21 protein-coding genes are annotated in these 25,565 nt (G+C 68.8%); 2 read left to right on the forward strand and 19 right to left on the reverse strand.

The features are described 5' to 3' along the window. Positions 1 to 33: 33 nt before the first annotated feature. The 15 genes from ABZT06_RS10280 to ABZT06_RS10350 form a co-directional block, all read right to left on the reverse strand. Positions 34 to 525 (reverse strand): hypothetical protein, encoded by a 492-nt coding sequence (locus ABZT06_RS10280; protein WP_355737759.1) that lies wholly within the window; start codon positions 523 to 525, stop codon positions 34 to 36. Further along, on the reverse strand, positions 522 to 1,799 hold the full coding sequence (locus tag ABZT06_RS10285) for an MlaD family protein (RefSeq protein ID WP_355737762.1): 1,278 nt from the start codon (positions 1,797 to 1,799) through the stop codon (positions 522 to 524). Before ABZT06_RS10285 ends, ABZT06_RS10280 begins: the two co-directional genes overlap by 4 nt. Beyond that, a complete protein-coding gene (locus ABZT06_RS10290) occupies positions 1,796 to 3,079 on the reverse strand; it encodes an MCE family protein (RefSeq protein ID WP_355738281.1) in 1,284 nt (427 codons plus the stop codon). The genes ABZT06_RS10285 and ABZT06_RS10290 overlap by 4 nt, the downstream gene beginning before the upstream one ends. Positions 3,080 to 3,090: 11 nt before the next feature. After that, positions 3,091 to 4,215, reverse strand: coding sequence for an MCE family protein (locus ABZT06_RS10295; RefSeq protein WP_355737765.1), 1,125 nt, complete (start codon positions 4,213 to 4,215; stop codon positions 3,091 to 3,093). Further along, positions 4,212 to 5,192 (reverse strand): MCE family protein, encoded by a 981-nt coding sequence (locus ABZT06_RS10300; protein ID WP_355738284.1) that lies wholly within the window; start codon positions 5,190 to 5,192, stop codon positions 4,212 to 4,214. The genes ABZT06_RS10295 and ABZT06_RS10300 overlap by 4 nt, the downstream gene beginning before the upstream one ends. A gap of 107 nt (positions 5,193 to 5,299) precedes the next feature. Further along, a complete protein-coding gene (locus tag ABZT06_RS10305; RefSeq protein WP_355737768.1) occupies positions 5,300 to 6,337 on the reverse strand; it encodes an MlaD family protein in 1,038 nt (345 codons plus the stop codon). Next, positions 6,334 to 7,578 (reverse strand): MCE family protein, encoded by a 1,245-nt coding sequence (locus tag ABZT06_RS10310; protein WP_355737771.1) that lies wholly within the window; start codon positions 7,576 to 7,578, stop codon positions 6,334 to 6,336. The genes ABZT06_RS10305 and ABZT06_RS10310 overlap by 4 nt, the downstream gene beginning before the upstream one ends. A gap of 5 nt (positions 7,579 to 7,583) precedes the next feature. After that, entirely contained in the window at positions 7,584 to 8,399 is an 816-nt protein-coding gene (locus tag ABZT06_RS10315) for an ABC transporter permease (protein WP_355737773.1), read from the reverse strand. A gap of 3 nt (positions 8,400 to 8,402) precedes the next feature. After that, positions 8,403 to 9,173: an ABC transporter permease gene (locus ABZT06_RS10320; protein WP_355737776.1), complete on the reverse strand. Its 771-nt coding sequence runs from the start codon at positions 9,171 to 9,173 to the stop codon at positions 8,403 to 8,405. Beyond that, entirely contained in the window at positions 9,170 to 10,114 is a 945-nt protein-coding gene (locus tag ABZT06_RS10325) for an ABC transporter ATP-binding protein (protein ID WP_355737779.1), read from the reverse strand. Before ABZT06_RS10325 ends, ABZT06_RS10320 begins: the two co-directional genes overlap by 4 nt. Positions 10,115 to 10,349: 235 nt before the next feature. Next, the gene (locus ABZT06_RS10330; protein ID WP_355737782.1) at positions 10,350 to 11,432 is read right to left on the reverse strand and encodes a sigma-70 family RNA polymerase sigma factor; all 1,083 of its coding nucleotides are present in this window, start codon (positions 11,430 to 11,432) and stop codon (positions 10,350 to 10,352) included. 75 nt (positions 11,433 to 11,507) lie between these two features. Next, positions 11,508 to 12,557, reverse strand: coding sequence for a lytic murein transglycosylase (locus tag ABZT06_RS10335; RefSeq protein ID WP_355738287.1), 1,050 nt, complete (start codon positions 12,555 to 12,557; stop codon positions 11,508 to 11,510). 622 nt (positions 12,558 to 13,179) lie between these two features. Further along, complete coding sequence (locus tag ABZT06_RS10340) at positions 13,180 to 13,746, reverse strand: Uma2 family endonuclease (protein ID WP_062025128.1); 567 nt, start codon at positions 13,744 to 13,746, stop codon at positions 13,180 to 13,182. A gap of 306 nt (positions 13,747 to 14,052) precedes the next feature. Further along, complete coding sequence (locus ABZT06_RS10345; RefSeq protein ID WP_355737786.1) at positions 14,053 to 15,639, reverse strand: protein kinase; 1,587 nt, start codon at positions 15,637 to 15,639, stop codon at positions 14,053 to 14,055. Positions 15,640 to 15,783: 144 nt separating this feature from the next. After that, entirely contained in the window at positions 15,784 to 16,251 is a 468-nt protein-coding gene (locus ABZT06_RS10350; protein ID WP_355737789.1) for an ATP-binding protein, read from the reverse strand. Between the two features lie 160 nt (positions 16,252 to 16,411). On the opposite strand from ABZT06_RS10350, the gene ABZT06_RS10355 reads away from it, so the two are divergent. Continuing rightward, positions 16,412 to 17,296 (forward strand): helix-turn-helix transcriptional regulator, encoded by an 885-nt coding sequence (locus ABZT06_RS10355; protein WP_355737792.1) that lies wholly within the window; start codon positions 16,412 to 16,414, stop codon positions 17,294 to 17,296. After that, entirely contained in the window at positions 17,293 to 17,505 is a 213-nt protein-coding gene (locus tag ABZT06_RS10360; RefSeq protein WP_355737795.1) for a DUF397 domain-containing protein, read from the forward strand. Before ABZT06_RS10355 ends, ABZT06_RS10360 begins: the two co-directional genes overlap by 4 nt. Before the next feature lie 94 nt (positions 17,506 to 17,599). Here ABZT06_RS10360 and ABZT06_RS10365 read toward each other — a convergent pair whose 3' ends face one another. The 4 genes from ABZT06_RS10365 to ABZT06_RS10380 all read right to left on the reverse strand — a co-directional run bounded on the left by ABZT06_RS10365 (position 17,600) and on the right by ABZT06_RS10380 (position 25,483). Next, entirely contained in the window at positions 17,600 to 18,907 is a 1,308-nt protein-coding gene (locus tag ABZT06_RS10365; RefSeq protein ID WP_355737797.1) for a hypothetical protein, read from the reverse strand. 143 nt (positions 18,908 to 19,050) lie between these two features. After that, positions 19,051 to 22,248 (reverse strand): type I restriction endonuclease, encoded by a 3,198-nt coding sequence (locus tag ABZT06_RS10370; protein WP_355737800.1) that lies wholly within the window; start codon positions 22,246 to 22,248, stop codon positions 19,051 to 19,053. Between the two features lie 2 nt (positions 22,249 to 22,250). Then, entirely contained in the window at positions 22,251 to 23,477 is a 1,227-nt protein-coding gene (locus tag ABZT06_RS10375) for a restriction endonuclease subunit S (RefSeq protein ID WP_355737803.1), read from the reverse strand. Beyond that, on the reverse strand, positions 23,474 to 25,483 hold the full coding sequence (locus ABZT06_RS10380; protein ID WP_355737806.1) for a class I SAM-dependent DNA methyltransferase: 2,010 nt from the start codon (positions 25,481 to 25,483) through the stop codon (positions 23,474 to 23,476). The genes ABZT06_RS10375 and ABZT06_RS10380 overlap by 4 nt, the downstream gene beginning before the upstream one ends. Positions 25,484 to 25,565 lie beyond the last annotated feature (82 nt).

Raw genomic sequence — 25,565 nt, forward strand, 5'->3', positions numbered from 1 at the left:
TTACTCCTCTGGTGGTACGGCGGGGAGGTGCGGTCAGCCGACGAACTCGACGTCGGAGGTCAGCCAGCGGCCGCCCCGGTGCACCAGGTCGAGCTGCAGCCGATAGGTACGGGCCTCGCCCTCGGGCGCGGCGGTGTTGGTCACCTTGCTGTCGGCGACCACCAGGACGCGGGCCGAGTGCTCGTCGGACCGGACGATGCCCGCTTCGAGGACCTGGCCCTCGGACACGGACTTGTTCTCGGCGACGAGCCTGGTCAACTGCCCGGTCTGCGCGGCGAACTGCTTCTTGAAGTCGCCGGTGGCGTCCTTGAGGACGTTCGCGCTGTCCCGGTCGTAGTGCCGGTAGTCGAGCGAGGTGAAGTTCAGCGTCGACTGGCGGCTCGCGGCCAGGATGTCCTGGCGCTGCTGCTCCGCCTCGCGTTGGTCGTAGCGCTCAACGCTCAGCCAGATCGTCAGGGCGATGGTGAGGACGGTCGCCACGACGAGCCCCACCGACCACGCCTTGCCCGTCAGGGTCCTGTTCATGCCATCGGTCCAACGAGCAGCCATTGCCACGACTCCTTTCCGAACACGGCCTGCTGGCCGCCCATCGAGCCGATCTCGACGGGCCTTCCGTCCGGGCCGGTGGCAGTGCCGGTCTCCGGGTCGTACGGGGTGACGTACGCCGTCTGGTTCGTTCCGCCGGAAGTGGCGGACGCGCCGGGGGCGTTCTGGGCGCCCCGCACCGACGTCTTGCTTCCGCGCGGGGCCGTGCAGCGCGCGTCGGTGTTCGCCCTGCGCGTGCTGGTGTCCGCGGGGTCGCGCCATGTCGTTCCGTATCCCTGGGTGCACGGCGGCGGGTCGTCGGCGTTCACCACCAGGCCGAAGTGGGTGGTGCCGTCGCCCGGAACGACCGTGTAGCTGCCTGCGACCACTGCCGGGAAGGTGACCAGGGCCTGCTCCACGCCGGGCAGGTGCGCCAGTGTGACCTGGCCGCCGCTGATGAGGTTGGCCAGCAGGACCGACAGCCGTGGTCCGGTGGACTTCAGCAGCGAGTTCACCTGTTGCGCGGCCGGCGTGGCGTTGCCGATCAGCTTGCGCAGGTCCCCGTCGCTCGACTTCAGCTGCGCGGAGAGCGCCGCCAGATCGTGCGCGAACGACTTGATGGACGAGCCCTGGTCGGCCTGCGTCTTGAGGACCTTCCGCGAGTCCTCGATGAGTGAGATCGTCTGGGGCAGTGAGTCGGACGCGGACTCGACGAGCGCGTTGCCCGAGTCCACCAGCCGGCTCAGGTTCGGTCCGGTGCCGGAGAAGGCCTTGCCCAACTCGTCGACGGTGACCCGCAGATCGTCCTTGCCGACCGAGTTCACCAGCCGGTCCAGGCTGAGAACCAGGTCCGTCGTGGGCAGCGGCACGCGGGTTCTGCCGCGTGGGATGGAGCTGCCGTCGAACAGATACGGGCCGTGGGAAGTACGCGGCTGCAGATCGACGTACTGCTCGCCCACCGCCGAACGGTTCGCCACCACGGCGAGCGTGTCCGCCGGGATGTGCGGTGCGCCGTCCTTGATGTCGAGGGAGACCGAGACCCCGTCGGAGCCGGTCAGCCGCAGCGCGCCGACGCGGCCCACCGGCACCCCGCGGTAGGTGACCTCGGCACCGGGGAAGATTCCCCCGGAGTCGGCGAAGTCCGCCCGCACGGTGTAACCGTGGCCCAGGACGTCGTCCACCAGTCCGGTGTACTCGGCGCCGACGTACGACACCCCGACGGCGGTGACGACGGCGAAGGCGAGCAACTGGACTTTGACCGTACGTGTGATCACGGCTGAACCCCCTTCAGCATCAGCTCCGCGAGCGCGAGGTCGATCCCCTCGGGCAGCTCTCCTCGGGTGGTGTAGCTGCTGGTGCACACCGGCGGGCACAGCGGACCGCCGCCGCCCTGCGGGGCCGACGGAACCGAGGGGACCGAGGGGGACGGCACACTCGGGGCGCTGGGCAGCGCGGTGGGTGTCGGGACGGCCGGCAGGTCCGGAAGACCGGGTACGTCGGGGGTCCCGGGTTCCTTGGAGTCGCCGTTGCCGTTGCCGGACTTGCCGGACCCGCCCGTCAGGTTCTCGTAGACGTCCGACAGGTCGAGGTCGGCGGTCATGTCGAGGTTGACGTAGTCGCCCTTGACTGCGTCCGCCGCGTTGCGCGGGAACGGGTAAGTGGTCAGCAGTTCAAGAGAGTTGGGCAGATCGGCGCCCGCCTTGTTCAGTTGCTGCAGGACCGGCCGCAGTCGCCTGAGGTTCGCGACCGTGTCGTCGTGCGAGGCCGTGACCACCCTGGTGCCCGTCCTGCCCAGCTTCGCCAGGGCGGTGAGCATCTTCGTCAGATCGCGCCGCTGGTCGGCGAGGACCTTCAGGGCGGGCGGCATCGTGTCGACGGCCTCGGCGATCGTCTTCCTCTCCTTCCCGAGCCGCTCGGCGAGCGCGTCGACGGCCTTGAGGGCACGGACGATGTCCGCGCGCTGGTCGTCCAGGCCGCCGACGAACGTGTTCAGCTCCTTGAGCAGCGACCTGACCCGGTTCTCCCGGCCGTTCAGGGCCTTGTTCAGCTCCACGGTGATCGTCTTGAGTTGGGCCACTCCGCCGCCGTTGAGCAGTGCGGACAGCGCGGACAGCACCTCCTCGATCTCCGGGTTGCGGCCGCTGCGGGACAGCGGGATGCGGTCGCCGTCGCCGAGCCGGCCCACCGGCGCGGTGCCGGGCGGGGCGGAGAGCGCCACGTACTTCTCGCCGAGCACGCTGGTCTGGCGCAGCTCGGCGACCGCGTTGGAGGGCAGCTTCACCGAGTCGGCGACCCGCAGCCGTACGCGTGCGTGCCAGCCGTTCAGCCGCACCTTCTCGACCGCGCCCACGGTGACGTTGTTCACCTTCACCGCCGACTGCGGCACCAGGTCGAGTACGTCGCGGAACTCGACGGTGACGTGGTAGGCGTGGCCGTCCGCGGCGGCACCGCCGGGCAGCTGGACGTCGTACCAGCCGTTGAACTCGCAGCCGGTCAGCAGCAGCGAGCCGACGGCCGCCCAGGCGACCGCCCCGCCCTTGCGCAGGGCGCTCACGCGTCGTGCGCTCATGCGTCGGCCCCCAGGATTCCGCCGAGGGTGCGGTCGGTGGTGCCGGTCGCCGCGGAGCCCTGAGGCACCTTCGGCAGGGAGTCGAAGAGCTCCTTGAGCTCCTTGCAGTCGGGGTTCTTGCCGCCTTCGTCGCCGGTCGTCCTCAGTACGGAGCACAGCAGCGAGGCCGGATCCTGTGCCTGCCGGGCGTTGTTGCGGGTGTCGAGGGTGCCCGCGGACGGGTTGTAGGCGTTGTTCAGGTTCGACAGACCCGTGGGTGCGACTCTCAACAGCTCCTCCAGCGCGGCCCGTTGGGTGACGAGCACCTTGGTCACCTTGCTCAGACCCTTCACGTTCGAGGTCAGAGACTTCTTGTTCTCCTTCACGAAGTGGGACACGTCGCCGAGCGCCGCCGCCAGGTTCCGAAGCGCCGCCGCGAGGTCCTCGCGCTCACCCGCGAGCTGACCGGCGACGTCGGCGAGGCTGGTGTTGAACGACCGCACGCTCGTGTCGTCGGCGGCCAGCGCCGCCGTGAACACCTGCAGGTTCCGGACCGTGCCGAAGAGGTCCGTGCGGCCGTCGGACAGCGTGGTGACCGCCTGCGAGAGGTCCTCGACCGTCTGGTTGAGGTTCTTGCCCTGGCCGTGGAGGTTGTCCGCGCTCACCCCGAGCAGCCGCGACAGCGAGCCGTCCTTGTTGGCGCCCTGGGGGCCGAGCGCCTCGGCCGTCGTGTGCAGACTGTCGAAGACGCGGTCCAGTTCGACCGGTACGGCCGTGCGCCGCTCGGGGATGACGGCGCCGTCGCGCATCGCCGGACCACCCCGGTAGACCGGCAGCAGTTGTACGTAACGGTCGCTGACCACCGAGGAGTTGATGATCGCGGCCTTGGCGTCGGCCGGGACCTTGCGGCCCGCGTCGTACTCCAGCTCCACGCGCACCCGGTCGCCCTGCGGCGTGATCCCCTTGACCTCGCCGATCCGGACGCCGAGGACGCGGACGTCCGAGCCGGGGTAGATGCCGACGGTGCGTGGGAAGTACGCGGTGATACGCACGGACTCGGAGCGCGGCCACAGCACGTAAGTGAGCGCGGCGACCAGGGCGAGTGCGGTGAGCAGGGCCAGGCGCCTCTTCGGGTTCCTCACTGCGAGCCTCCTGAACGCGGTTCCACCGGAGCGGCGACCAGGTTCTGGACATAGCTGTCGAACCAGCGGCCGTTGCCGAGGGCGTTGGTGAAGACCCGTACGTAGGGCGCGAGCAGCTCGACGCTCCGGTCGAGGCTGGACTCATTGCGTTCGAGCATCCGCACCACGCGGTCCAGGCCCTTGAGCGCGGGCCCGATCTCCTTGTCGTTGTCGTCGACGAGGCCGGAGAGCTCGATGCCGAGCGTTGCGGAGCTCTTCAGCAGCTTGTGGATCGCTTCGCGCCGCCTGCTGATCTCCTTGAACAGCTTGTCGCCGTCCTTGACCAGTGCGGAGAAGTCCTTGGAGTGGTCGGCCAGTACGCCCGTGACGCCGTTCGCGTGGTCCAGGAGTTCGCTCAGCGCCTTGTCGCGCGAAGCCACGGTCCGGGAGATCTTCGACAGGCCCTCGATGGACGCCCTTACCTCTGCGGGCGAGTCCTGGAAGGTGGTGGAGATGGTGTCCAGGGCCTTCGCGAGCCGGTCGGTGTCGACGTCCTCGGTCGTCGTGGTGAGATCGCTGAACGCCTGTACGACGTCGTACGCCGGAACCGTCCGCTTCAGCGGTATCTCGCTGCCGGACGTCAGCTGCCCCGGTCCCTTGGGCTGCAGCGCGAGGTACTTCGCGCCGAGGATGGTCTTGACCCGGATCGATGCGCCGGTCTGGGTGCCGAACTCCGGGTCGCCCTTGATCTTGAAGGTGATCTTGACGTGGTCACCGTCCAGATCGACGTCCTCGACCTTGCCGACCTTGACCCCGGCGATCCGCACCTCGTCGCCGGGCTTGAGGCCGCCCGCCTCCGAGAAGGCCGCGCTGTACGTCTCGCCGTCGCCGATCAGCGGCAGGCTGTCGGCGTTGAACGCGGCCACGGCCAGCAGCCCGAGGACGGTGAGGCCGACCGCTCCGATCACCACCGGGTTCCGCTCGCGGAACGGGGTCAGGCGCGGGCGGCGTATCCGTATGCGGGGCAGCCGTATGTTCGGGAGCTTGGGTGGGTCGACGCGGACCTTGACCAACGGCTCCGGGCGGGGCTTGCGGGAACGCTTCATCATGCGCCGCACCTCGCCCTGGCCACGTGCAGCTCCGGTGTGAGCACCTGCTGTGTCTTCGGCAGCACGACCCGGCCGTCGAAGTCGCAGAGGTAGAAGTTGAACCACGAGCCGTAGGACGCGGTCCCCGTCAGCTCGTCCAGCTTGTTCGGCAGCCGCTTCAGCACGCCCTCCACGGTCTTCTCGTTCTTGTTGAGCGTTCCGGTCAGTTCGGTCAGCTCGGCGATGTCGTCCTTCAACGGTGGACGCGCGTCCGTGAGCAGCCCCGAGGTGGCGTCCGTCAGGTCGCCGATGCTCACCAGCGACTGCCCGATGGGCTTGCGGTCGGCGGACAGGCCCGAGATCAGCCGGCGCAACTGCTTGAGCAGCCCGGAGAAGCGGGTGCCGCGCTCGTCCAGCGTCCCCAGCACGGTGTTGAGGTTGTCGATCACCGAGCCGATCAGCTTGTCGCGGCTTGCCAGGGTCGTGGTGAGCGAAGCCGTGTGCACCAGCAGGCTGTTCACGGTGCCGCCCTCGCCCTGGAGTGTCCGGATGATCTCGGTGGCGAGCTGGTTGACGTCTTGCGGGCTGAGCGCGGCGAACAGTGGCTTGAAGCCGTTCAGCAGTGCGTTGAGGTCCAGCGCGGGCTGCGTGCGCGACAGCGGGATCGTGGCGCCGGGCTTCAGCCGGGTGCCGTCTCCCGCGCCCTCGGTCAGGGCGACATAGCGCTGTCCGACCAGGTTCCGGTAGCGGACGACCGCGCCGGTGCTGCTGAGCAGCGGACGGTCCGCGCTGACCGTGAAGGTGACCTGCGCCAGCGTCCGGTCCTTGATGCTGATGCCCTCGACCTCGCCGACGCGTACCCCGGCCACCCGGATGTCGTCGCCCTGCTCCAGGCCGGTGACATCGCTGAACACCGCGCGGTACGTGTGCTCGGGGGTGAGGGAGATGTTGACGATGGTGGCGGCGAGCAGGGCCGTCGCCAGGATCGTCACCAGGGCGAAGAGGCTGAACTTGATCAGCGGTGCGGCGGCCTGTCGGGCTCCTGTGTTCCTCATGCGACGCTCACAGCCGTCCCGCGCGCCATCGGCCCGAACAGCAGGGTCGCCACCGGCGGCACCTGGTCGGCGGGCACGCCCATGACGGGTGCCACGAGTGAGCCGACTGCGCGCTGCTCGGCCCGGGTGGCGGACACGCCGGCCGGGCCGGACGGCCTCCCCTTCTTCGAACCGTCGTTGAGGTGGACCCCGGGTGCGGGCACCGGCGGATGGGGCAGGTCGCGGCAGTTGGGCCCGGACCGTTCGCCGTAGCGGGGGTACTCACCGGGTTCGTACGCCCCCTGCTGGCGCACGACCTCGAGCGTGATGTGCATCTTGCCGCCGCGGAACGCCTGCTCGGAGGCACGCTCCTCACGGACCAGGCCGGCGAGGAGACAGGGGTACTCGGGCGAGTAGCGGGCGAAGAGGTCGAGCGTGGGGCGGGAGATCCGGCCCAGGGTGATCAGCCGGTCGCCGTTCGCGCCGAGGAAGTCGTCCGCGGTGCCCGCGGCGGTGGCCGTCGTGGTGAGCGCGGACGCGAGCCGGTCCCGCTGCTGGACGACGGTGCGGCTGGTGGTGACGGTGTTGCGCAGGATCTCCATCAGGTCGGGAGCCGCGTCGCCGTACACCTCGGCGACGTCGGCCAGGCGTGCGAAGTCCTCGGTGAGGGACGGCAGGTGGGGATTGAGGCGGTGTAGATAGTCCTCCACGCGCGTGAGGTTGTCGCCGATCCGGTCGCCGCGCCCTTCGAGGGCGGTGGCGAACGCGGAGAGCGTGGCGTCGAGCTTGCCGGGCTGCACGGTCCGCAGCAGCGGCAGCAGGTCGTTCATCAACTGCTGGAGCTCGATGCCGACACGGGTGCGGTCCTGGGTGATGACGTCCCCGGCGCGGATGGGGCGACCCGACGAGTGCGCGGAGTGCGCGGGCGCGACCAGATCGACGTACTTCTCGCCGAACAGCGTCTTGGGCAGCAGGCGTGCGTGCACGTCGGACGGGATGTGCGCGACGTACTCCGGCTTCAGCGCGATGTCGAGCGTCGCCTTCGTCCCGTCGGCGTGCACCGCGCGCACCTCGCCGACCAGCAGCCCGCGCAGCTTGACGTCGGCCCGCGGATCGAGCTGGTTGCCGAGGCTGTCGGCCTCCAGCCTGATCCGTACGGCCGAGGTGAACACCTGCTGGTACACGGCGACGGACAGGGACAGCAGCAGGCCGAGCACGGCGAGGAACACCAGGCCGTACAACCGCAGTCTCAGCACTCTCATACGGCTCACCCCGCAATCCGCACGGTCGTGTTGGCGCCCCAGATCGCGAGCGACAGGAAGAAGTCCAGGACGTTGATCGCGACGATCGAGGTGCGCACGGCGCGGCCCACGGCGACGCCGACGCCCGCCGGGCCGCCGCTCGCGTAGTAGCCGTAGAAGCAGTGCACCAGGATGATCAGGACGGCGAAGACGAGCACCTTCCCGAAGGACCACAGCACGTCGACCGGCGGCAGGTACTGCTGGAAGTAGTGGTCGTAGGTGCCCGCGGACTGCCCGTAGTAGCCGGTGGTGATGGTGCGGGCGGCGAAGTACGAGGACAGCAGCCCGACCACGTACAGCGGGATCACCGCGACGAAGCCGGCGATCATTCGGGTGGTCACCAGGAACGGCAGCGAGGGGACGCCCATGACTTCGAGCGCGTCGGTCTCCTCGCTGATCCGCATCGCGCCGAGCTGTGCCGTGAACCCGGCGCCGACCGTGGCGGACAGGGCGAGCCCGGCCACCAGCGGGGCGATCTCCCGGGTGTTGAAGTACGCCGAGAGGAACGCCACGAAATTGGACGTGCCGAGCTGGTTGAGCGCGGCGTACCCCTGCAGGCCCACCTCCGTGCCGGTGAAGAACGACAGGAAGGCGATGACGCCGACCGTGCCGCCCACGACGGCGAGCGCGCCACGGCCGAAGCTCACCTCGGCGAGCAGCCGCAGGATCTCCTTCTTGTAGCGGCGCAGGGTGCGGCCGGTCCAGGCGAGCGAGCGGCCGTAGAAGGAGAGTTGGGCGCCGAGCTCTTCGAGGGACTTGAGCGGGCGGTCGAGAAGTCGCATCGGCTAACCCCTCTGCGGGGCGACTTGGAAGTACACCGCGGTCATCACGAAGTTCGTCACGAACAGCAACATGAAGGTGATCACCACCGACTGGTTCACGGCGTCGCCCACGCCCTTCGGCCCGCCCTTCGCCGTAAGTCCCTTGTACGAGGCGACGATCGCCGCGATCGCACCGAACACCAGCGCCTTGACCTCGGCCGCCCACAGGTCGGACAGCTGGGCCAGCGTGGTGAAGGAGGCGAGATAGGCGCCCGGTGTGCCGTTCTGCAGCACGACGTTGAAGAAGTAGCCGCCTGCGACACCGACGACGGACACCAGCCCGTTGAGCAGCACCGCCACCACCATCGACGCCAGCACGCGCGGGACGACCAGCCGGTGAATGGGGTCGATGCCCAGCACCTGCATCGCGTCGATCTCCTCGCGGATCTTCCGCGCCCCGAGGTCCGCGCAGATGGCCGTGCCGCCGGCGCCCGCGATCAGCAGCGCGGTGACGATCGGCGATGCCTCCCGCAGCACCGCGAGGACCGAGGCGGCCCCGGAGAACGACTGGGCGCCGAGCTGCCGGGTCAGACTGCCGATCTGCAGCGCGATGACCGCGCCGAAGGGGATGGACACGAGGGCCGTCGGCAGGATGGTGACGCTCGCGACGAACCAGGCCTGCTGGATGAACTCCCTTGCCTGGAAGGGCCGTCGGGGCACGGTCCGGACGACGTCCAGCGCCATCGCGAAGAGGTTCCCCGACTGCCTGAGCGCCCCGGTCGGTGACAGGCTCATGCGTCCGCCACCTCCTTCCGGTGCAGCTCGGCCTCGCGTCTCGCGATCGCCTCCCATCGGGGCGGGCGGGTGATGCCCGGCCCCGGCAACAGGCGGGGCGTCAGAGCCTGACTGCCGGGAGTCTTCGTGTGCGCTCCGTCGCCGAGCTGGGCCAGCTCCTGCTCGACCTGGGCGGCGTCCTTCTCCTCCGCCATGCCGATCGGGCCCTGCATCCGGCCGTTCAGGAACTGCCGTACGACCGGCTCTTCGCTGGTCAGCAGCTTCTCGCGGGGCCCGAACATGACCAGCTCGCGGCGGAACAACAGCCCGATGTTGTCCGGCACCTGCCGGGCCGAGGCGATGTCGTGCGTGACGATCAGGAACGTCGCGTTGATCTGCGCGTTGAGGTCGACGATGAGCTGGTTGAGGTACGCGACGCGCACCGGGTCGAGGCCCGAGTCCGGCTCGTCGAACAGAATGATCTCCGGGTCGAGCACCAGCGCCCGCGCCAACCCGGCCCGCTTGCGCATTCCGCCGGAGATCTCGCCGGGCAGCTTCCCTTCGGACCCGATCAGCCCGACCATGTCCATCTTCTCGAGCACGATGCGCCGGATCTGGCTCTCGGACTTGCGGGTGTGCTCGCGCAGCGGGAAGGCGATGTTGTCGTACAGGCTCATCGAGCCGAACAGCGCGCCGTCCTGGAACAGCACGCCGAAGAGCTTCCGCACTTCGTAGAGCTCGTGCTCGCGCAGCTTGGTCACGTCCCGGCCCGCGACCTTCACGGAACCGCGCTCCGGCTTCAGCAGTCCGACGAGCGTCTTGAGGAACACCGACTTGCCCGTACCCGAGGGGCCGAGCATGACCGAGACCTCCCCGGCGGGCAGCGTCAGCGAGACGTCCTCCCAGATGACCTGGTGACCGAAGGACTTCGTCAGCCCTTCCACACAGATCTCGACACCCATCCGGTCCACCCTTCAGCCATGGAGCAGCTCTGACATCTGCTCTACGGGGAGGGGCGGGGTGTCCGTCGCGAGGGACGCGGATTTTTTTCCGGGGCCTGCGGCGGGGCTTCCGTCAGGTCGACGGCGGCGCCATTTCCGGTGGTGCCACTGGTTCCAGAACAGCGCCTATTCCGGCGGTGCCACTGCGGCCGGAGACCTCCCTCCGGCCGCCTACGGCGGCGCTCTTGGCGCGGTTCTACGGCAGCGGGGTCGGCGTCGGTACGCGGACCGCGGCGGAGGACGCGGCGGAGGGTGTGGCGGGAGCCTCAGGGACGGCCGGCAGCGCCGTCGGGACCGTGGACGCGGCCGGCAGATCGGGGAGGTGGGGGAGGTCGGACGCGTTCGGCAGGTCGGACACGCCGGGGACGCCGGGAACATCGGGAACGTTGGGAACGTCGGGGACGGACGGCACCGCTGTCAGCGAGGCGTCCGGCAACGGTGGCACCGACAGTGGCAGCAGCGACCGGTCGTGATCGCCGGGCGGCACTGTCGGCGTCGGCGTCGCTTCGTGAGACGTCGAGGCGGCCGACAGATCACGGGCGTTCGGGGTGGCTGCCCGGCCGACGTCGTCGGGCCGGACGGTCCGCGTGGTCGCCTGGGCCATACGGGACACCGAGGGCCGGGGAGTGCCCTGCCCGTCCCCGTCGTGGACGTACGGCAACACGAACCCCGCCACCACCAGGGTCGCGGCCGTCGAGGTCACCACCACAGCCTGCGCGTGTCCGCCCGCGCGCAGCTTCCCGCGCCCCCAAAGGAACAGGGCGACGCCCAGCGTTCCGGCCAGCGAGGTACGCAGCGTGCGCCGGGCTCGGGCGAGCAGCGACTCGACGGTCCGATAGCTCAGCCCCATGCGCACGGCGACCTGGCCGACGTCGAGGTCCTCGGACTTCAGCCGCAGCGCTTCGGCCTGGCGCGCGGGCAGTTCCCCGCTGCGCACGGCCAGCCACTTGGCCTCGGCCCGGTCGCACACCGCCTCCTCGACGGGCACCGGGCCTGGCGCGACGAGCGTGGGGCTGCTGCGTACCTCGGCCTCACGGTTGACCTGGCGGTACCGGTCGACGCACAGCCGCATGGTCACGGTCGTCAGCCAGGCGCCGAGGCGCTCGTCGTCCAGGTCGGGGCGCTCCGCGGCACGCAGCATGGCCTCGTGCACCGCGTCCTCGGCGTCCTCAGGGCTCATCGACCTGCGCCGGGCCACCTTGAGCAGTTGCTCGCGGTGGCTCCACATGCGCTGCCAACGGTCGTGGGCCGCCTGTATCTCCGCAGGCATGTCAGGCATGTCGGGCATGTCCATCGCCATGAGGGCCCCTTCGCGCTCATCCGCCGGTCTCGTGCTGTCCGGCGGATGGCGACATTACCGCCCAGTATCCGCGGTTGTGGAGGGGGTGGAGGCCATCGAGTCCGCACTGTCGCTGCCCAGCGGAGCGCCGCTGGGCAGCAGGTCCCCGCCGGGCAGTTCGATGTCCCCGCCGGGCGCGGGGAGTTGGGGTTCCTTCGTCTCCGTGCCCCCGGCTGATGGACGGGACGTGCCAGGGGTCGGCGAGCCAGGTGCCGACGGAGTCCCGGACGGGGAGGCGCTGGGACGGGGGGACGGGGTCGGCTTCGGCTTGGATTCCGGCGTGTGTTCCGGCGTAGGTTTCGGCCGCGACGGCTCGAGGTGTCTCGAACCCTCCGCGGAGCTGTCCGGCACCACCCGATGACCTTCCAGGTAGTAGGCGTACCAGGCTCTGACCGTGCGGAGATACGCCTCCGAGTGGTTGTAGCCGAGGACCGCCCGGTCCAACGCGGCCGGGTCGGAGAGGTCCCGCCCGCCCGCGCACAGGTAGCGCCCGGCGGCGAGTGCCGCGTCGAAGACGTTGCCCGGGTCGGCCCGCCCGTCGCCGTTGCCGTCCGTGCCCCAGCGGGCCCAGGTCGACGGGATGAACTGCATCGGTCCGACCGCCCGGTCGTAGGCCGGGTCCCCGTCGTACGCGCCGCCGTCGGTGTCCGGTACGACGGCGAAGGCGCCGCCGTCCAGCCGCGGCCCGAGGATCGGCGCCACGGTCGTACCGTCCGCCGTCACCCGACCACCCCGCGCCTGCCCGGACTCCACCTGGCCGATCGCGGCCAGCAACTGCCAGCGCAGCCGGCAGCCGGGAGCGGTGCGCGCGAGCTCCGCCTCGGCGCGCCGGTAGGCGGCGAACACGCTCGCCGGGAGCGTGGCGCCCGCCCCCGCCCCACGCACCGCTGCCCCACGCACCGACGCCCCAGGCTCGCGCTCCCGGGTCCGCAGCGGCGGGAGTTCGGTGCGGTACAGGGTGTCGCCCGACACGCTCGGCCCGTGCTCGACGGGTGCCTCCCGCTGGGGTACGGAGGCCCGTGCCGGGACCGCCCCCGGCGCCTGTGACGCGGTCAGCGCCGCCATGGCCACCGCCGCGATCGCCACCCCTCTGGCACCTCTGACTCTGTGCCCTGCCACGTCGCGCTCCCTCCCTTTGGATTGATGTCGCCTGCTTCTGCTCTACGGGGCAGGGCGGCGCGTCCGTCGCACGGAGCGGGGAGATTTCGGGAAGCGGGGTCCGCACGCGCGTCCACGGAGAGGGTGAGCGGCTCGGTGAGGATCGCGGCGGACTTGTCCGCGGTGGCGATCTGCACACGCACAAGATCCACCTGGGCTCGATCAACATCCTGACGCACCCGGAAGTGCAACATCACCGACCGTCGAGAGGGTCTCAAGGCTTCGTACAGCCACCGGCCGGCCTGCGACAACGCCACCTCCTCCGCGCAATGAATGGGTTCTGGAAGGGTCGAGGCCCTTCCGTGATCTTGGATGGAAGGGCCGCTGAACAGCTATTTGTCTGTGTCGCGGCAGGATTCGAACCTGCGACACCCGCTATGGGAGTGGGATCGAATCCCCGCCGAGGGCTGCCTGGCGCTGCCGTACGGTGCTGTTTTCCCTGGTCAGAGCCGCGCGGCGAGCCGCTTGATCCGGCTCATGCCGCCCTCACGTATCGCTCACGCGTCGCCGGCTGCCAAGCAGTGCATGGTCAGACCTGGCCGAGGTCGACCTCCACCGGGAAGGGGGCCGCGACCTTGAGGACGCCGGTGAAGACGTCTCCGTCCCGGTAGGTCTTCGTCGCGGGGTCGAGAACATAGGTGTACACGAGAGGAACGCCTGTCACGGCCTGCTCGATCCGCCAGTAGAAGGCAATGCCTGCCTTGGCGTACTGGTCGACCTTCACGATCCGGTCGGTGGTCTCCGAGCCCGGCGACACCACCTCGGCGACCAGCAGCACGTGTTCAGGGCGAGTGGGGGTGATGTCGATCGTGTCTGCGCGGTACACGACGACGTCCGGGCGGCGATTGGTGAGCGGGACGTCCTGAAGCCGGACGTCGAAGTCCGTGTCCGCGTTCCACTCCGGGCCCGCGGCGGCATCCAGGGCGTTCGCCAGAATCCGAGCCAGCCGGTTGTGCCGCTTGGACGCGCTCGGACTCACGACGACCATCCCGTCCACGACCTCGATACCGGCGCACTGCTCCTCGGACCAGGAGTCGTACTCCTCCGCCGTGATCTGCTCATGCATCCATGCCGGGGCCACCATCTCGGCCGTCATGAAGCACCTCCCGCACACTGCGCCGCGGGCCTGATCCCGCTGGATTCAGCGTACTGTCTGCCGTCCTTCCGGCACGCTGATCTCGCTCACGCTCCCTCCCGTCGGCCGACATCCGACCAGCAAGCCCACGACAAGTGGGAGACCGGCGCGGTGGACTCGTCGCCAGAGGATCGGAACACGGTCGGCGGCACCACTGACCTGACGGCCACACCGGTGAGCGCTGAACCACCCGGCGACGTGACCGTCGCGAAACCCTCGGCCGCAGAGCAGCATGGTTTTGGCGATGCTGCTTCTGGACGAAGCGGGTCAGGAAGCCGAACCGTCGAGGTCGAGGCGGATCACGGCGAGCGCCTCGGCGATTTCGATGGTCATCTCGTCCTCCGGGCCGAACACCATGCACATGTCCTGGTGGAGCGGTTCGAGGACCTGCCGCGCCTCGGCGGTCCGGCCCTGGGCGAGCAGCAGCATCCCGATGTTGTGCCGCAGCTCCACGGCTTCCTCGCTCACGTCGCTGTCGACGGCCCGCACGACGTTCAGCACACCCTGGAGTGCGGCCAGCGCGTCGGTGACCTGGCCGAGTTCGGCGCGGCAGCGGGCAGCCTGGGCGCGGCAGGCGCGGGCCTGCTCGCCGGTGGGCCCGGCGATACGGGCGTAGGCGTCGGCGAGGGCGTCGAACTCGGGCAGCGCGGCCCGGTAGTCGCCGCCGAGGAGGCGGATCGCTGCCCGCTGGCGGCGCAGCGCCAGGACCTGCTTGCTCTCGGAGCCGAGGGCGAGGGCGGCGGGTTCGATGACCTCGCCGAGCACCTCGGCGGCCTGCGCGAACCGCTCTTCCTCCAGCAGGGCGTCGGACTGGGCGTACGCCTCCTTGATGTCCTCGCGCAGCCGGGCGGGGACGGGCACCGGCGGGGCCCCCGGGAGGACGGCCGTCGGCGCCGGACCGCCGGGCTCCGGGGCCTGGGCGCGGGCGCGGGGCGCGAAGGGGCGACGGAACACGTCCGTCGGGTCGGGCGCGCCGGTCGGCCCGGCGTCCGCCGTGCCGGGCTCCTGGCCCGGCGGCGGGAGGAACGGCAGCAGCCGCGCGTACACCTCCTGTGTGTCGGCGGGCCGCGCCTCGGGCGCCTTGCGCAGCAGGTGCAGGACCAGCTCCTCCAGCGCCTCGGGGACGTCGGGGCGCAGCTGTCGCAGCGGGGTGGGGGCGGCGTTGACGTGCTGGTACATCAGCAGGTACTCGCTCTCCGCCTCGAACACGAGCCGTCCGCTGAGGAGTTCGTGCAGCACACAGCCGAGCGCGTACAGGTCGGTCTGCGGGGTGATGCGTCCGCCGCGGACCTGCTCGGGCGACATGTACTGGTGGGTGCCGATGGGGCTGCCGGTCGCGGTCAGCTTGGTGACGTCGGTCCGCAGCATCGCCGCGATGCCGAAGTCGAGGACCTTCACGGTGCCGTCGCGGGCGACGAGGATGTTGCCCGGCTTGAGGTCGCGGTGGATCACCGGCACGTCGTGCGCGTACGACAGCACGGTCGCGACCTGCGCGGCGACGGCGGCAGCCCAGCTGACCGGCAGCGGCCGGCTGGGGTCGAGGTAGGCGGACAGCGGTACGCCGTCGACGAGTTCCATCACCAGGAACAGCCGCTCGTACGACGCGTCGAGCACCGCGTCGTACACCTGCGGCACGCCGGGGTGCTGGATGCGCGCGGTGATGCGGGCCTCGCGACGGAAGCGCTTGGCGAACTCCTCGGCCAACTGCGGGGAGGTCACCGACGCCTGCCGGATGAGCTTCACGGCGACGGGCCGGTCGAGCACGGCGTCGTAGCCGCGCCACACGTCGCCCATGCCGCCGTGGTTGAGCTCCTCCAGGAGTTCGTAACGGTCGGAGATCGCCTCCTGCGGCACCTTGCCCCCGGTGTGCGTGAAGAACAGTCACGGTCTGGGGTCAAGTGTGACCGCTGTGTCGATCCGCCGTCCAGCGGTCGCGGTGCGAGATGGACTTGGGCGCGACGGTCGGTGGACGGCGGGCAGGGAGGGGGCGGCGGCCGATCAGCCTCCCGCCGGCAGGACGTACTCCGCCCACACGGTCTTGCCGGGGGCGTCCCGGCGCGGGTGCCAGTCCCAGCGGTCGGCGAGGTGCTCCACCAGGAGCAGGCCGCGGCCGGTGTCGCGGAGGTCCGTGGGCATCGCTGCGACCGGTACGACCGGTACGCCGTCGGTGCGGGTGTCGGTGACCTCGATCCGTACGGTCGTGGCGTCGCAGGCCAGCGCGAGGTGGAAGTCGCGACCGGGGATCCGGCCGTGTTGGACGGCGTTGGCGGCGAGCTCGGCGACGATCAACGTTAGAGCGTGGTGCGTGTCGCAGTCGTAGGGGATGCCCCACGCGTCGAGCCGCTGCCCGGCAAGCCGCCGGGCGAGCCGGGCGCCGCGCGGGGTGGAGCTGAACCGCATCGCGAAGTGTCCTGCGGGGCCGATGGGTTGGCCGATACGAGAAGGAGCGGCGATCTCATTGTTCATGCCCTCAACGCTTCCGGCAGTGGCGTAGCGTGACCAGTGGTGACGCGCCGTCGCGTGCCGGTTGTACGCGACGGGGCGGGAGGTGTACGAGGCGCGCCGCGTGACCGGCTCGGGGTGGGCGCGTTGGGCCGGGGAACTGGGCCGGGGAGGCGGTGGACCGATGGAGTCGCTGGAGTCGGTGGAGTCGGTGGAGCAGGGCGAGGCCGAGTGCGCGCGGGAAGACGCCGGGCCGAGGCCGGAGGACGAACCGGGATCGGGCGTGGTGACGGCGTTCGGGCGGCAGTTGAAGCTGCTGCGGGTACGGGCGGGCCTGGAACGGCCGGAGTTCGGGAAGCTGACGGGCTACGCGGCCCAGTCGATCGCGTCCTTCGAGCAGGGGCGGCGGATTCCCCCGCCGAGGTTCATCGACCGCGCGGACGAGGTGCTGGACGCCGGGGGTGTCCTCAAGGCGCTGAAGGAGGAGGTGGGGCGGGCGCAGTATCCGGCGTTCTTCCGGGACATGGCGCGGTTGGAGGCGGAGGCGGTCGAGTTGTGCTCCTACGACTCCCACGTGGTCAAGGGGCTGTTGCAGACGGAGGAGTACACGCGGGCGTTGCTCGCCATGCGACGCCCGCTGCTGGACGAGGAGACGATCGAGCTGCGGGTGGCAGCGCGGCTCGCTCGGCAGGTGATCTTCGAGCGCTGGCCTGCACCACTGCTCAGCTTCGTGCTCGAAGAGTCCGTGTTGCGTAAGCCCCTCGGTGGGAAGGCAGTGCTGCGAGGGCAGCTCGAACAGGTGCTGCTCTTCGGCCAGAAGCGCAATGTGGAGATCCAGGTCATGCCGCTCGACCGTGAGGACAACGCGGGAGTGGACGGCCCGTTCACGGTTCTTACGCGAAAGGGCGGCGAGCAGGTCACGTACATGGAGGTGCAAGGGCGCAGCAGCCTCCTGACGGACCGAGAAGAGGTGCGTCTCGCCGCCGCGCGCTATGGGATCATCCGGTCCCAGGCTCTCACTCCGCGAGAGTCCCTGGGATTCATCGAGAAGTTGCTGGGAGAGCTATGAACACCGCAGAGAACTCGGATGCCGCTCTGGAACTCGCCTGGTGCAAAAGCAGCTACAGCGGCGCTGAGGGGGGCGACTGCGTAGAGATCGCAGCCGCCGTCGACGGCATACACATCCGCGACTCGAAGGTCCGATCCGGACCGGTTCTGACGGTCACCCCCGAGGCGTGGGCGGGGTTCGTCGGTCTGGCGGTCGGCCAGACCATCTGAGCCGTACATTCGTAAGCCCCGTGGTGGCCCAGTCGCACATGCGGCTGGGCCACACCACCGCCCGCGACGCGAACGCGGGCGAGCGCGCTTACTCCTACGCGGCCAGCGCAGGAAACACGACCACCGAGCCGTCCTTGCTGCGGGCAATCGCAATCGCCACGTCTGTCGTGCGGCTGTTGACCCTGACGCCGTCGCCCAGCTTGCGAATCCGGTATGCCGCGCGCATCAGGCGTTCGACTTCACCGGTCGTGAAGACGGGTCGCAAACCGGTCGGGCTCGCCAGCTCCAGTGCCGACAGGCGTACCAGGACACCGGCGATACCCGACTCCAGTTCGTCGAGGCCCTGCTGATCGCGCTTGAGCGCGCGGGTGAAGTTCTCGAACGGATTGCCGGGGTCGCTCTGGGCGTGATCGACGGCCTGGAGGACGACGACCCGCCGCTTCAGCGCGATAGCCAGGGAAGCGAGTTCGAGGTGAGTGCGGAACGTGCCGCCATGGTCGTCGACGCCGGGGAACGACTTGGTCAACGTGCCGAGTTCGACGGCCTCGCCCTCGGGCAGCCCGTCGAGCGCGCTCTGCCATCGGGCAAGGCGGCGGCCAGCTTTGCTCAGGGCCGTGTCAATGGCATGCACCGCCGAGTCGAGTCCCAGCGACACACCGAGCTTGCCCTGGTCGAGCAGAATGGCAGTGGCTTTGTCGATAGCGCCGCGGCAGCCGTCGAGTTCGCTGTGCTCGTCGTCGAGCTTGTCCTCCTGAAGTTGCTCCAGCAGTTCCGTGATGTGTTCGATGGCCTGCTGGCGCTTGTGGTCGGCGTGCGCGCTCACCCCCACCGCCACGGCCATGAGCACGAGCGGAGCGGCCACGGTGAGCGCCGTGCCGCCGGCGACCGCGGCACCGGCGGTCGCACCGGCTCCACCGACTGCGCCTGCTGCTGCCGCTTTACCGACTGGCACGAACGTCGCATTGGCGGCGATGCCCGTCGAGTTCATGAGTGCACTGTGGATGCCTCCGGTCGCCACCTTCGACGCCATCGGGCGAACGATGCCCTGCCCGAACTGGGCGGCGACCTTCGCCGGGACCACCATGCGATACAGACTCTCGCCGGAAGCAGTTGCTCTGGCCGCCGTGAGGGAACTTCGCGTCGATTGCGTGATGAACTGTGACAGGTGCTGCGCCAGGGGACTCGCGGCGTCGAGCGGGATGCCACGGCCGCGGTCGATCTTGTCGGGCAGCGGATGTACCTCAAGTGTGACGATCGGCTGGTCGGCCAGGACGGCCAGCACTCCGCGCAGCTCAGCCAGGCGCTCAGCCGTCATCGACTCTCCCGCAGCCAATCCTGGCACCCGGACATCACCGGTTGCCAGCGTCCACACCGGAACGCTTGCCGTGCGGTCGTCACTCATTGTCTCCCCTTGTTTTCCAACAGCAGCCTATGGCTGACGTCCGACAAAAACGGCATGACCCTCGTGTGCCTACGGCCGTCAGGCTGCAGACGAATCGAGGCCATAGTTTGCCCCGGCTGGCATATCCAGCCGGGGCGTACGCATCAGACGTCGTCGTCCAGCCCCTCCTCGCGGCGGATCATCCGCCACGCGGCCTTGCGGGCGCTGCGGTCCAGGCTGGACTTGAAGCCCTTGTCGGGGCCGAAGTACTGGCGGCCCATGCCCGCGATGGTGTCGATGTGGTCGGCCATCTTGTCCGCGAAGACGTTGTCGAAGACGAGGCCGAAGTTCTCCTCGTCGTTGACGACGGCCGCCGCCCGCACCTTCGGGTCGGCCTTGGCCTCTTCGAACGGGCGGATGACGTCCTGCTCGGTGAACTCGGTGCCGAACCGTTCGTTGAACTTCTCGATCAACTCGGAGAGCAGCGACTTCTCCGCCTCCTTCGCACTGCCCGAACCGTCACCGAAGCCCGGCATTGTCGCCGGCCCCTCGGGGGTCAGGGAGACGTCGTACTCGCCGGTCTTCTCCACCCGCAGGTGGCTGAGGTCGACCTCGCCTATGTCCACGCCGCCGTCCGCGCGGCGCGGCAGCCGGTTGAGGAGGTAGCGGCCGTAGAGGTGTAGCCGTTCCAGCTCGGCGTCCCGGTAGGGGACGATCTGCGCGAGGAAGCCGTACTTCCTGACGTAGTCGTTGAGGTCGGAGCGGAAGCCCTCCGCCGCCTCCTGATCGTCCTCGTCCTCGCTTTCGAGCAGGTGAGTGAAGCGGGCGACCGCCGGGGACAGCAGCCGGTACAACTCGGCATGCAGCTTCTCCCACTTGGACTGTGAGCCCGCCGCCTTCTCCTTGGCGGCGAAGTACGCGGCGGCGAACTCGTCCATCTCCTGGCCGGACAGGATCGCTGCCTGCATGACCCGGCTCTGAGCGGTGTAGAGCAGGTTGGGGTCGGAGGGGAGGGTGTTCGCCTCCTCGAAGTACGGGCGGAAGGAGTCCTGTATGTCCTCAGCGTTGTTGACGAAGTCCAGGACCGCAAGGTCCGCCTGGGTCTTGCGCTCGGCGGTGCGGTTCAGCCGGGACAGCGTCTGGACGGCGGAGATGCCGGTCAGCGTCTTGTTGACGTACATCGTCGTGAGGAGTGGCTGGTCGAAGCCGGTCTGATACTTCTCCGCCACGACCAGGATCTTGTACTCGCGCTGGCCCGGACCACCGGCTCGGGCGGCCTTGTCGTCGGCACGCGTGTACGCGAACGCCTTCGGCAGCGCGCTCTCCGACAGCCCGCCGTTCTCCTTCGGCTCGGTGGTCTCTTCGCCGTCGATGGTGAGCGAGCCGGAGAAGGCGACCAGGACACCCAGGTCGGGGTACTTGGTGTCGTAGTCCCGGTCCTTGATGTAGCTCTTGATCGCGCGCGCCATCTGGACGGCGGACTGCCGAGAGGCCGTCACCACCATCGATTTGGCCCGCCCGCCGAGACGGCCCCGACTGTGCGCCACGAAGTGCTCCACGATCACCTGGGCGTGCTGGGCGACCGTCGAGTCATGGGTCAGCGCGTACCGAGCAAGCAGGCCGTTCGCCTTCGACGGGTCGACCTCCCGCTCGTCCGGGTTCTGGTTCACCAGCTTCCAGTACGTGTTGTACGTGACGTAGTTGCGCAGCGGGTCGAGGATGAAGCCCTCCTCGATCGCCTGCCGCATCGAGTACGTGTGGAAGGGCCGGTAGGTCGCCTTGCCATCGATGTCTTGGAGCGTGCCGAAGAGTTCGAGAGTCTTGGCCTTCGGCGTGGCGGTGAACGCGAAGTAGGAGAGGTTCGCGGCGCGGGAGCGCTGTTCGGCCCGCTTCTTCAGCTGCTCGTCGAGGGTGGCGTCTTCGGCCTTGACCGTGGTCGCGCCCACGTCGTCCGAGTCGGAGTCCAGGCCGAGGTCGCGCAGGGCGGACCGTACGGCCGTGGCGGCGTCGCCGGACTGCGAGGAGTGCGCCTCGTCCACGATGATCGCGAAACTGCTGCCCTTGATCTCGGTGGGGTTGCGCTGGAGGTAGTCGAGCAGCGCCGGGAACGAGTGCAGGGTGACCGTGACGATCTTCCCGGTGTCGCGGGAGAGGGCCTTGGCGAGCTGCTCGCCCTTCGCCCCGTGCTTCTCGTCGATTTTCACGACGAGGCCCGCGGTCTGCTCGAAGCTGCCGACCGTCTCCCGGAGCTGGGCGTCCAGGTTGCGGCGGTCGGTGATGACGATGACCTTGTCAAAGACCGGCACGCCGGGCTTGAGGCCCTTGGCGATGGCCTCGGCGTCGAGTTCGCGCGGGTCGGCGGGGGTGTGCAGGTCGCTGAGGCGGTGCGCGAGCCAGCCGATGGTGTTCGACTTGCCCGAGCCGGCCGAGGCCATGACCAGGTAGTCGTGTCCCGCACCGTGCGTGGCGGCGTGCGCGGTGAGCTTCTTGACCGCGTCCCACTGCTGGAACCGGGGGAAGACCATCGTCTTGGTGCTGCCGCCGCCGGGCGTCTTGCTCTTGTGCAGGTGCACGAACCGCTGGAGCAGGTCCAGCCAGTTGTCCGGCTGCCAGACCTGCTCCCAGAGATACGAGGTCGCGTACGTGCCGTAGGCGGTCGGGGCCGGGTTGCCGGCGCCGCCCGGCTGACCGGGGCCGTTGGAGCCGGTGTTGAACGGGAGGAAGCGGGTGTTCTTGCCCTTGAGCTGGGTGGCGACGAAGACCAGATCCGGGTCGACGGCGAAGTTCGCGACGACTCGGCGCGTGAAGATCAGTTCGGTGGGGTCGCGGTCGGTGCGGTACTGCTCCTTGGCCTGCTCCACCCCTTGCTTGGTCAGCGGGTTCTTCAACTCGGCCGTGGCGACGGGGATTCCGTTGAGGAAGAGGGCGAGGTCGAGTTTGTTGCCCCAGTCGGCCTGCTTCGTCGCGTACACGAGTTCCCGGACGACGGTGAGGCGGTTGGCCCGGTAGCCATCCAGCACGGAGTCGTGGGCGACGAGGTTCGGCTTGAAGTAGGCGACGCGGAGCAGGACGCCCCGGTCTTTGACGCCGTTGCGGAGCACATCGAGGAGCCCGTTGGTCGCGATGGCCTGGTCGAGGCGGCCGGCGAACCCGCGCTGCGCCTCGTTCGGGTCGCCCCGGTAGACGGTGAGCAGTTCATTCCACTCGTCGGGCTGGGTAGCCCCGATGAAGGTGAACAACTCGTTGGTGTCCAGGCCGAGATCGGCCCGGTAGTCCTGCGGGCGGGCTTCGCGCCAGCCGCGCTCGACCATGGCGGCGACAATGGCGTCACCGAAGGCGGACTCCGTGTGTATCGGGCTCATGGCTACGCGGTGACTCCGTCCATTACGTTGCGTCCGCTGGCGGTGGATACGTCGAACTGGCCGGTTACGGCAGCGGTGATGAGGGCCTGGCGGCGCTCGGTGAGCAACGCGAGTTGTCGTTGACGGAGGAGGCGCTGTCTGTCGAGCGCGTCGATCTGTTGCTCGATAGAGCGAGCCATCTGCATTTGCTGTTCGAGAGGCAGCACCGGAATCCGAATGTCGCGAATATCCGGCAACGACAGCTGCGTCTTCGTTCCACCATACTGGTTCCCCATCAACTTGCTTTGCGTCACAGGTGCGGCGATGAGGAAAGCAAGCCATTTGCCGTTAATTTGACGCTTATCCGGTCTAACCAGACAGACGTGCTGACTTACATGCCCACCAGCCACATCACCGTTGGCCATGCAGACCCATCCAGCATTGGCTCCGGTGATTCCGACAAGGACATCACCGGGTTCGATGCGAGATCGCTGAGCCTCGGACGAGGCAGCTGCGGGCACCTGCACATAAACGAGGTTGGTCAGCTTCGGCTGGACGCGATCAGAATGCAAATTGGCACTGCGGAAGAACAGGGCGCCAGTGTCAGATACGAAATCTCCCCACCCTCGAGAACCACTCGTTACAAGGCTGCTCAGATAGCCAAGTCGGGCAAACGGCGTCCCCGGGGTGTGCTCCGAAGCGAAGTCGAGAACACGAAGACGGCGTTGTTTGAGGGAAAGGTCCTGGCTGTTCATGGCGGCGGCGAGGGCGTCGATGCGGGCGGTCTCGGCGTCGAGGAAGTCGGCGATGCGGCGCTGCTCCTCCAGCGGGAGGACAGGTAGTTCGATCTTCTTGAACTGGTCCCACGGCAAATCGAAGCCATTGGGGGGCATGTTCTTTGAGCGACGCCCAATTTCTTGACGGTAGGGCTCGGACCTCAAGAGGTGATGCAGGTATCGGGAATCAACCTTGGAGTTTTCGACATCGAGCACCCAGTATGCAGGTGAGATCACCCCAGCATGTTGCGAGGTGCCGTAGGCTCCAAAGCGCGCCCAGAGCCGATTGACCACCAAGTCGCCCTGCTGCACAACACGGTAGCTGGACATGTCTTCACTTGGCTGGCGGCCTTGGGAGAGGTCTCGAACTTCCACACCCGATTCAGACTTCACGGTTAGCAGCGGGAGATCTGGGCCGCCGTACTGTTCACGGCTCCGGAGGATGGTCCACAGCGGAATCGAGGCCTGGCTCACTGGGTCACCTCACCCAGCAGCGCCTGAATCTCCGCCTCCAGCGACTTCAGCTCCGCGTCGATCTCCCCCAACGGCCTCGGCGGCTTGTACACGTAGAAGTGTCGCGTGAACGGGATCTCGTAGCCGATCTTGGTCTTCGTGTGGTCGATCCACGCGTCCGGCACGTGCGGCAGCACCTCCCGCTTGAGGTACTCCTCGACGTCCTCGCCCAGCGGAACGTTCTCGTAGTCCCGCAGGTCCGTGTCCGGTTCCGGGGCGCCCTTGAGCTTCTGGACCTCGCCCTCGGGGTCCCGGACGCCGATCGTCTCCCGTACCGCCTTCGCGAACGGCGCTCCCGACGGCCAGGTCAGGCCGGCCGCGACCACCGCGTCCTTGAGCGCGATGAACGCGTCGGACTTCGTCGTCCAGGACGAGCCGAGCAACGTACGCACCGCCCCGACGAACTCCTCGCTCCGCTCCAGCCTGGCCACCGGCTTGGCCTCCGCCAGCGCCGCCAACGTCTCCTCCGTGACCTCGAAGCGCAGCTTCAACGGCCTTTCGACGGTGATGCGCTGGTAGCCGAAGTCCTCGTTGGCGAAGACCTTGACCTTGCCGTGCAACGGGTGCTCCGCATCACCCGCTACCTGGAGAGCCTCCGCGTACAGCCGGGTGATGTCGGCGATGTGGTCGGGGCGGCCGTTCGTTCCGTCGCCCAGCTCCTTGCGCTTGTCGCCGAGTGACTTGCGCATCTTCTGCCACTGGTCGCGCGCGTCCAGCAGGACGACCTTGCCCTTGTGGTCGGCGTCCTTGCGGTTGGTGAGGATCCAGAAGTACGTGGAGATACCGGTGTTGTAGAAGAGCTGGTCCGGGAGGGCGACGATCGCCTCCAGCCAGTCGTTCTCCAGGATCCAGCGGCGGATGTTGGACTCGCCGGACTCGGCCGCGCCCGTGAACAGCGGGGAGCCGTTGAAGACGATGGCGATGCGGGAGCCGCCCCCGCCGTTGACGTCCACCGGCTTCATCTTCGAGATCATGTGCTGGAGGAAGAGCAGCGAGCCGTCATTGATGCGCGGCAGGCCCGCGCCGAAGCGGCCGGCGTCGCCGAGCGACTTGTGCTCGTACTCGACCTCCTCCTTGACCTTCTTCCACTCCACGCCGAACGGCGGGTTGGCCAGGATGTAGTCGAACTTCCGGCGGGCGTGGCCGTCGTCGGAGAAGGAGTTGCCGAAGCGGATGTTCTCCGGGTCCTGGCCCTTGATCATGAGGTCGGACCGGCAGATCGCCCAGGACTCGGGGTTGAGCTCCTGCCCGTACACCTCGACCGTCGCGTCCGGGTTGAGGGCCTTGATGCGGTCGTCGGCGGCGCTGAGCATGCCGCCCGTGCCACATGCCGGGTCCATGACCGTGCGGACGACACCTGGCACGGTGAGGGCGTCCGCGTCGGGCGCCACCAGCAGGTTCACCATGAGCTTGATGACCTCGCGCGGGGTGAAATGCTCACCCGCGGTCTCGTTCGACTGCTCGGCGAAACGGCGGATCAGCTCCTCGAAGATGTAACCCATGTTGTGGTTGGGCACGACGTCGGGGTGCAGGTCGAGGTCGGTGAACCTGCCGATGACCTGGTAGAGCAGGTTCGCGCCGTCGAGCTTCCTGACCTGCTGGTTGAACTCGTACTTGTCGAGGACCTCGCGGGCGTTGTCGGAGAAGGCGCCGACGTAGATCTGCAGGTTCTTCGCCGCGTTCTGCGGGTCGGCCGCGATCTTCCGCAGCGTGAGGTCGCTCTTGTTGTAGAAGGAGTGGCCCGAGGCCCTGCGCAGGAAGTGGCCGGTGTCGATGTCCTGGTCCGCGAACCTGGCGACGGTCTCGACGACCTTGTCACGCGTCGGTTCCAGGACGCACTCCAGGCGGCGCAGCACCGTGAACGGCAGGATGACCTTGCCGTAGTCGGACTGCTTGTAGTCGCCGCGCAGGAGATCGGCGACGGACCAGGCGTGGTTCGCCAACTCCGTGTGCTTACTGCTGTTCAAGAGGTCCCGGCTTCCTTCCGAAGAGACGCCGTCCGGGCGGGGGACGGCAGGGATCCAGTGTGGTCGTACGCGGTGGGACGCG

The organism is Streptomyces sp. NPDC005483 (genome assembly GCF_040606035.1).
GTDB lineage: Bacteria > Actinomycetota > Actinomycetes > Streptomycetales > Streptomycetaceae > Streptomyces.

Coding starts and splice junctions, on each gene's coding strand:
- ABZT06_RS10370 (WP_355737800.1), bottom strand. CDS start 22,248: ATGAGCCCGATACACACGGAGTCCGCCTTCGGTGACGCCATTGTCGCC.
- ABZT06_RS10355 (WP_355737792.1), top strand. CDS start 16,412: ATGGAGTCGCTGGAGTCGGTGGAGTCGGTGGAGCAGGGCGAGGCCGAG.
- ABZT06_RS10360 (WP_355737795.1), top strand. CDS start 17,293: ATGAACACCGCAGAGAACTCGGATGCCGCTCTGGAACTCGCCTGGTGC.
- ABZT06_RS10350 (WP_355737789.1), bottom strand. CDS start 16,251: ATGAACAATGAGATCGCCGCTCCTTCTCGTATCGGCCAACCCATCGGC.
- ABZT06_RS10280 (WP_355737759.1), bottom strand. CDS start 525: ATGAACAGGACCCTGACGGGCAAGGCGTGGTCGGTGGGGCTCGTCGTG.
- ABZT06_RS10305 (WP_355737768.1), bottom strand. CDS start 6,337: ATGAGGAACACAGGAGCCCGACAGGCCGCCGCACCGCTGATCAAGTTC.
- ABZT06_RS10310 (WP_355737771.1), bottom strand. CDS start 7,578: ATGAGAGTGCTGAGACTGCGGTTGTACGGCCTGGTGTTCCTCGCCGTG.
- ABZT06_RS10335 (WP_355738287.1), bottom strand. CDS start 12,557: ATGGCGGCGCTGACCGCGTCACAGGCGCCGGGGGCGGTCCCGGCACGG.
- ABZT06_RS10315 (WP_355737773.1), bottom strand. CDS start 8,399: ATGCGACTTCTCGACCGCCCGCTCAAGTCCCTCGAAGAGCTCGGCGCC.
- ABZT06_RS10330 (WP_355737782.1), bottom strand. CDS start 11,432: ATGCCTGACATGCCTGCGGAGATACAGGCGGCCCACGACCGTTGGCAG.
- ABZT06_RS10320 (WP_355737776.1), bottom strand. CDS start 9,173: ATGAGCCTGTCACCGACCGGGGCGCTCAGGCAGTCGGGGAACCTCTTC.
- ABZT06_RS10340 (WP_062025128.1), bottom strand. CDS start 13,746: ATGACGGCCGAGATGGTGGCCCCGGCATGGATGCATGAGCAGATCACG.
- ABZT06_RS10365 (WP_355737797.1), bottom strand. CDS start 18,907: ATGAGTGACGACCGCACGGCAAGCGTTCCGGTGTGGACGCTGGCAACC.
- ABZT06_RS10325 (WP_355737779.1), bottom strand. CDS start 10,114: ATGGGTGTCGAGATCTGTGTGGAAGGGCTGACGAAGTCCTTCGGTCAC.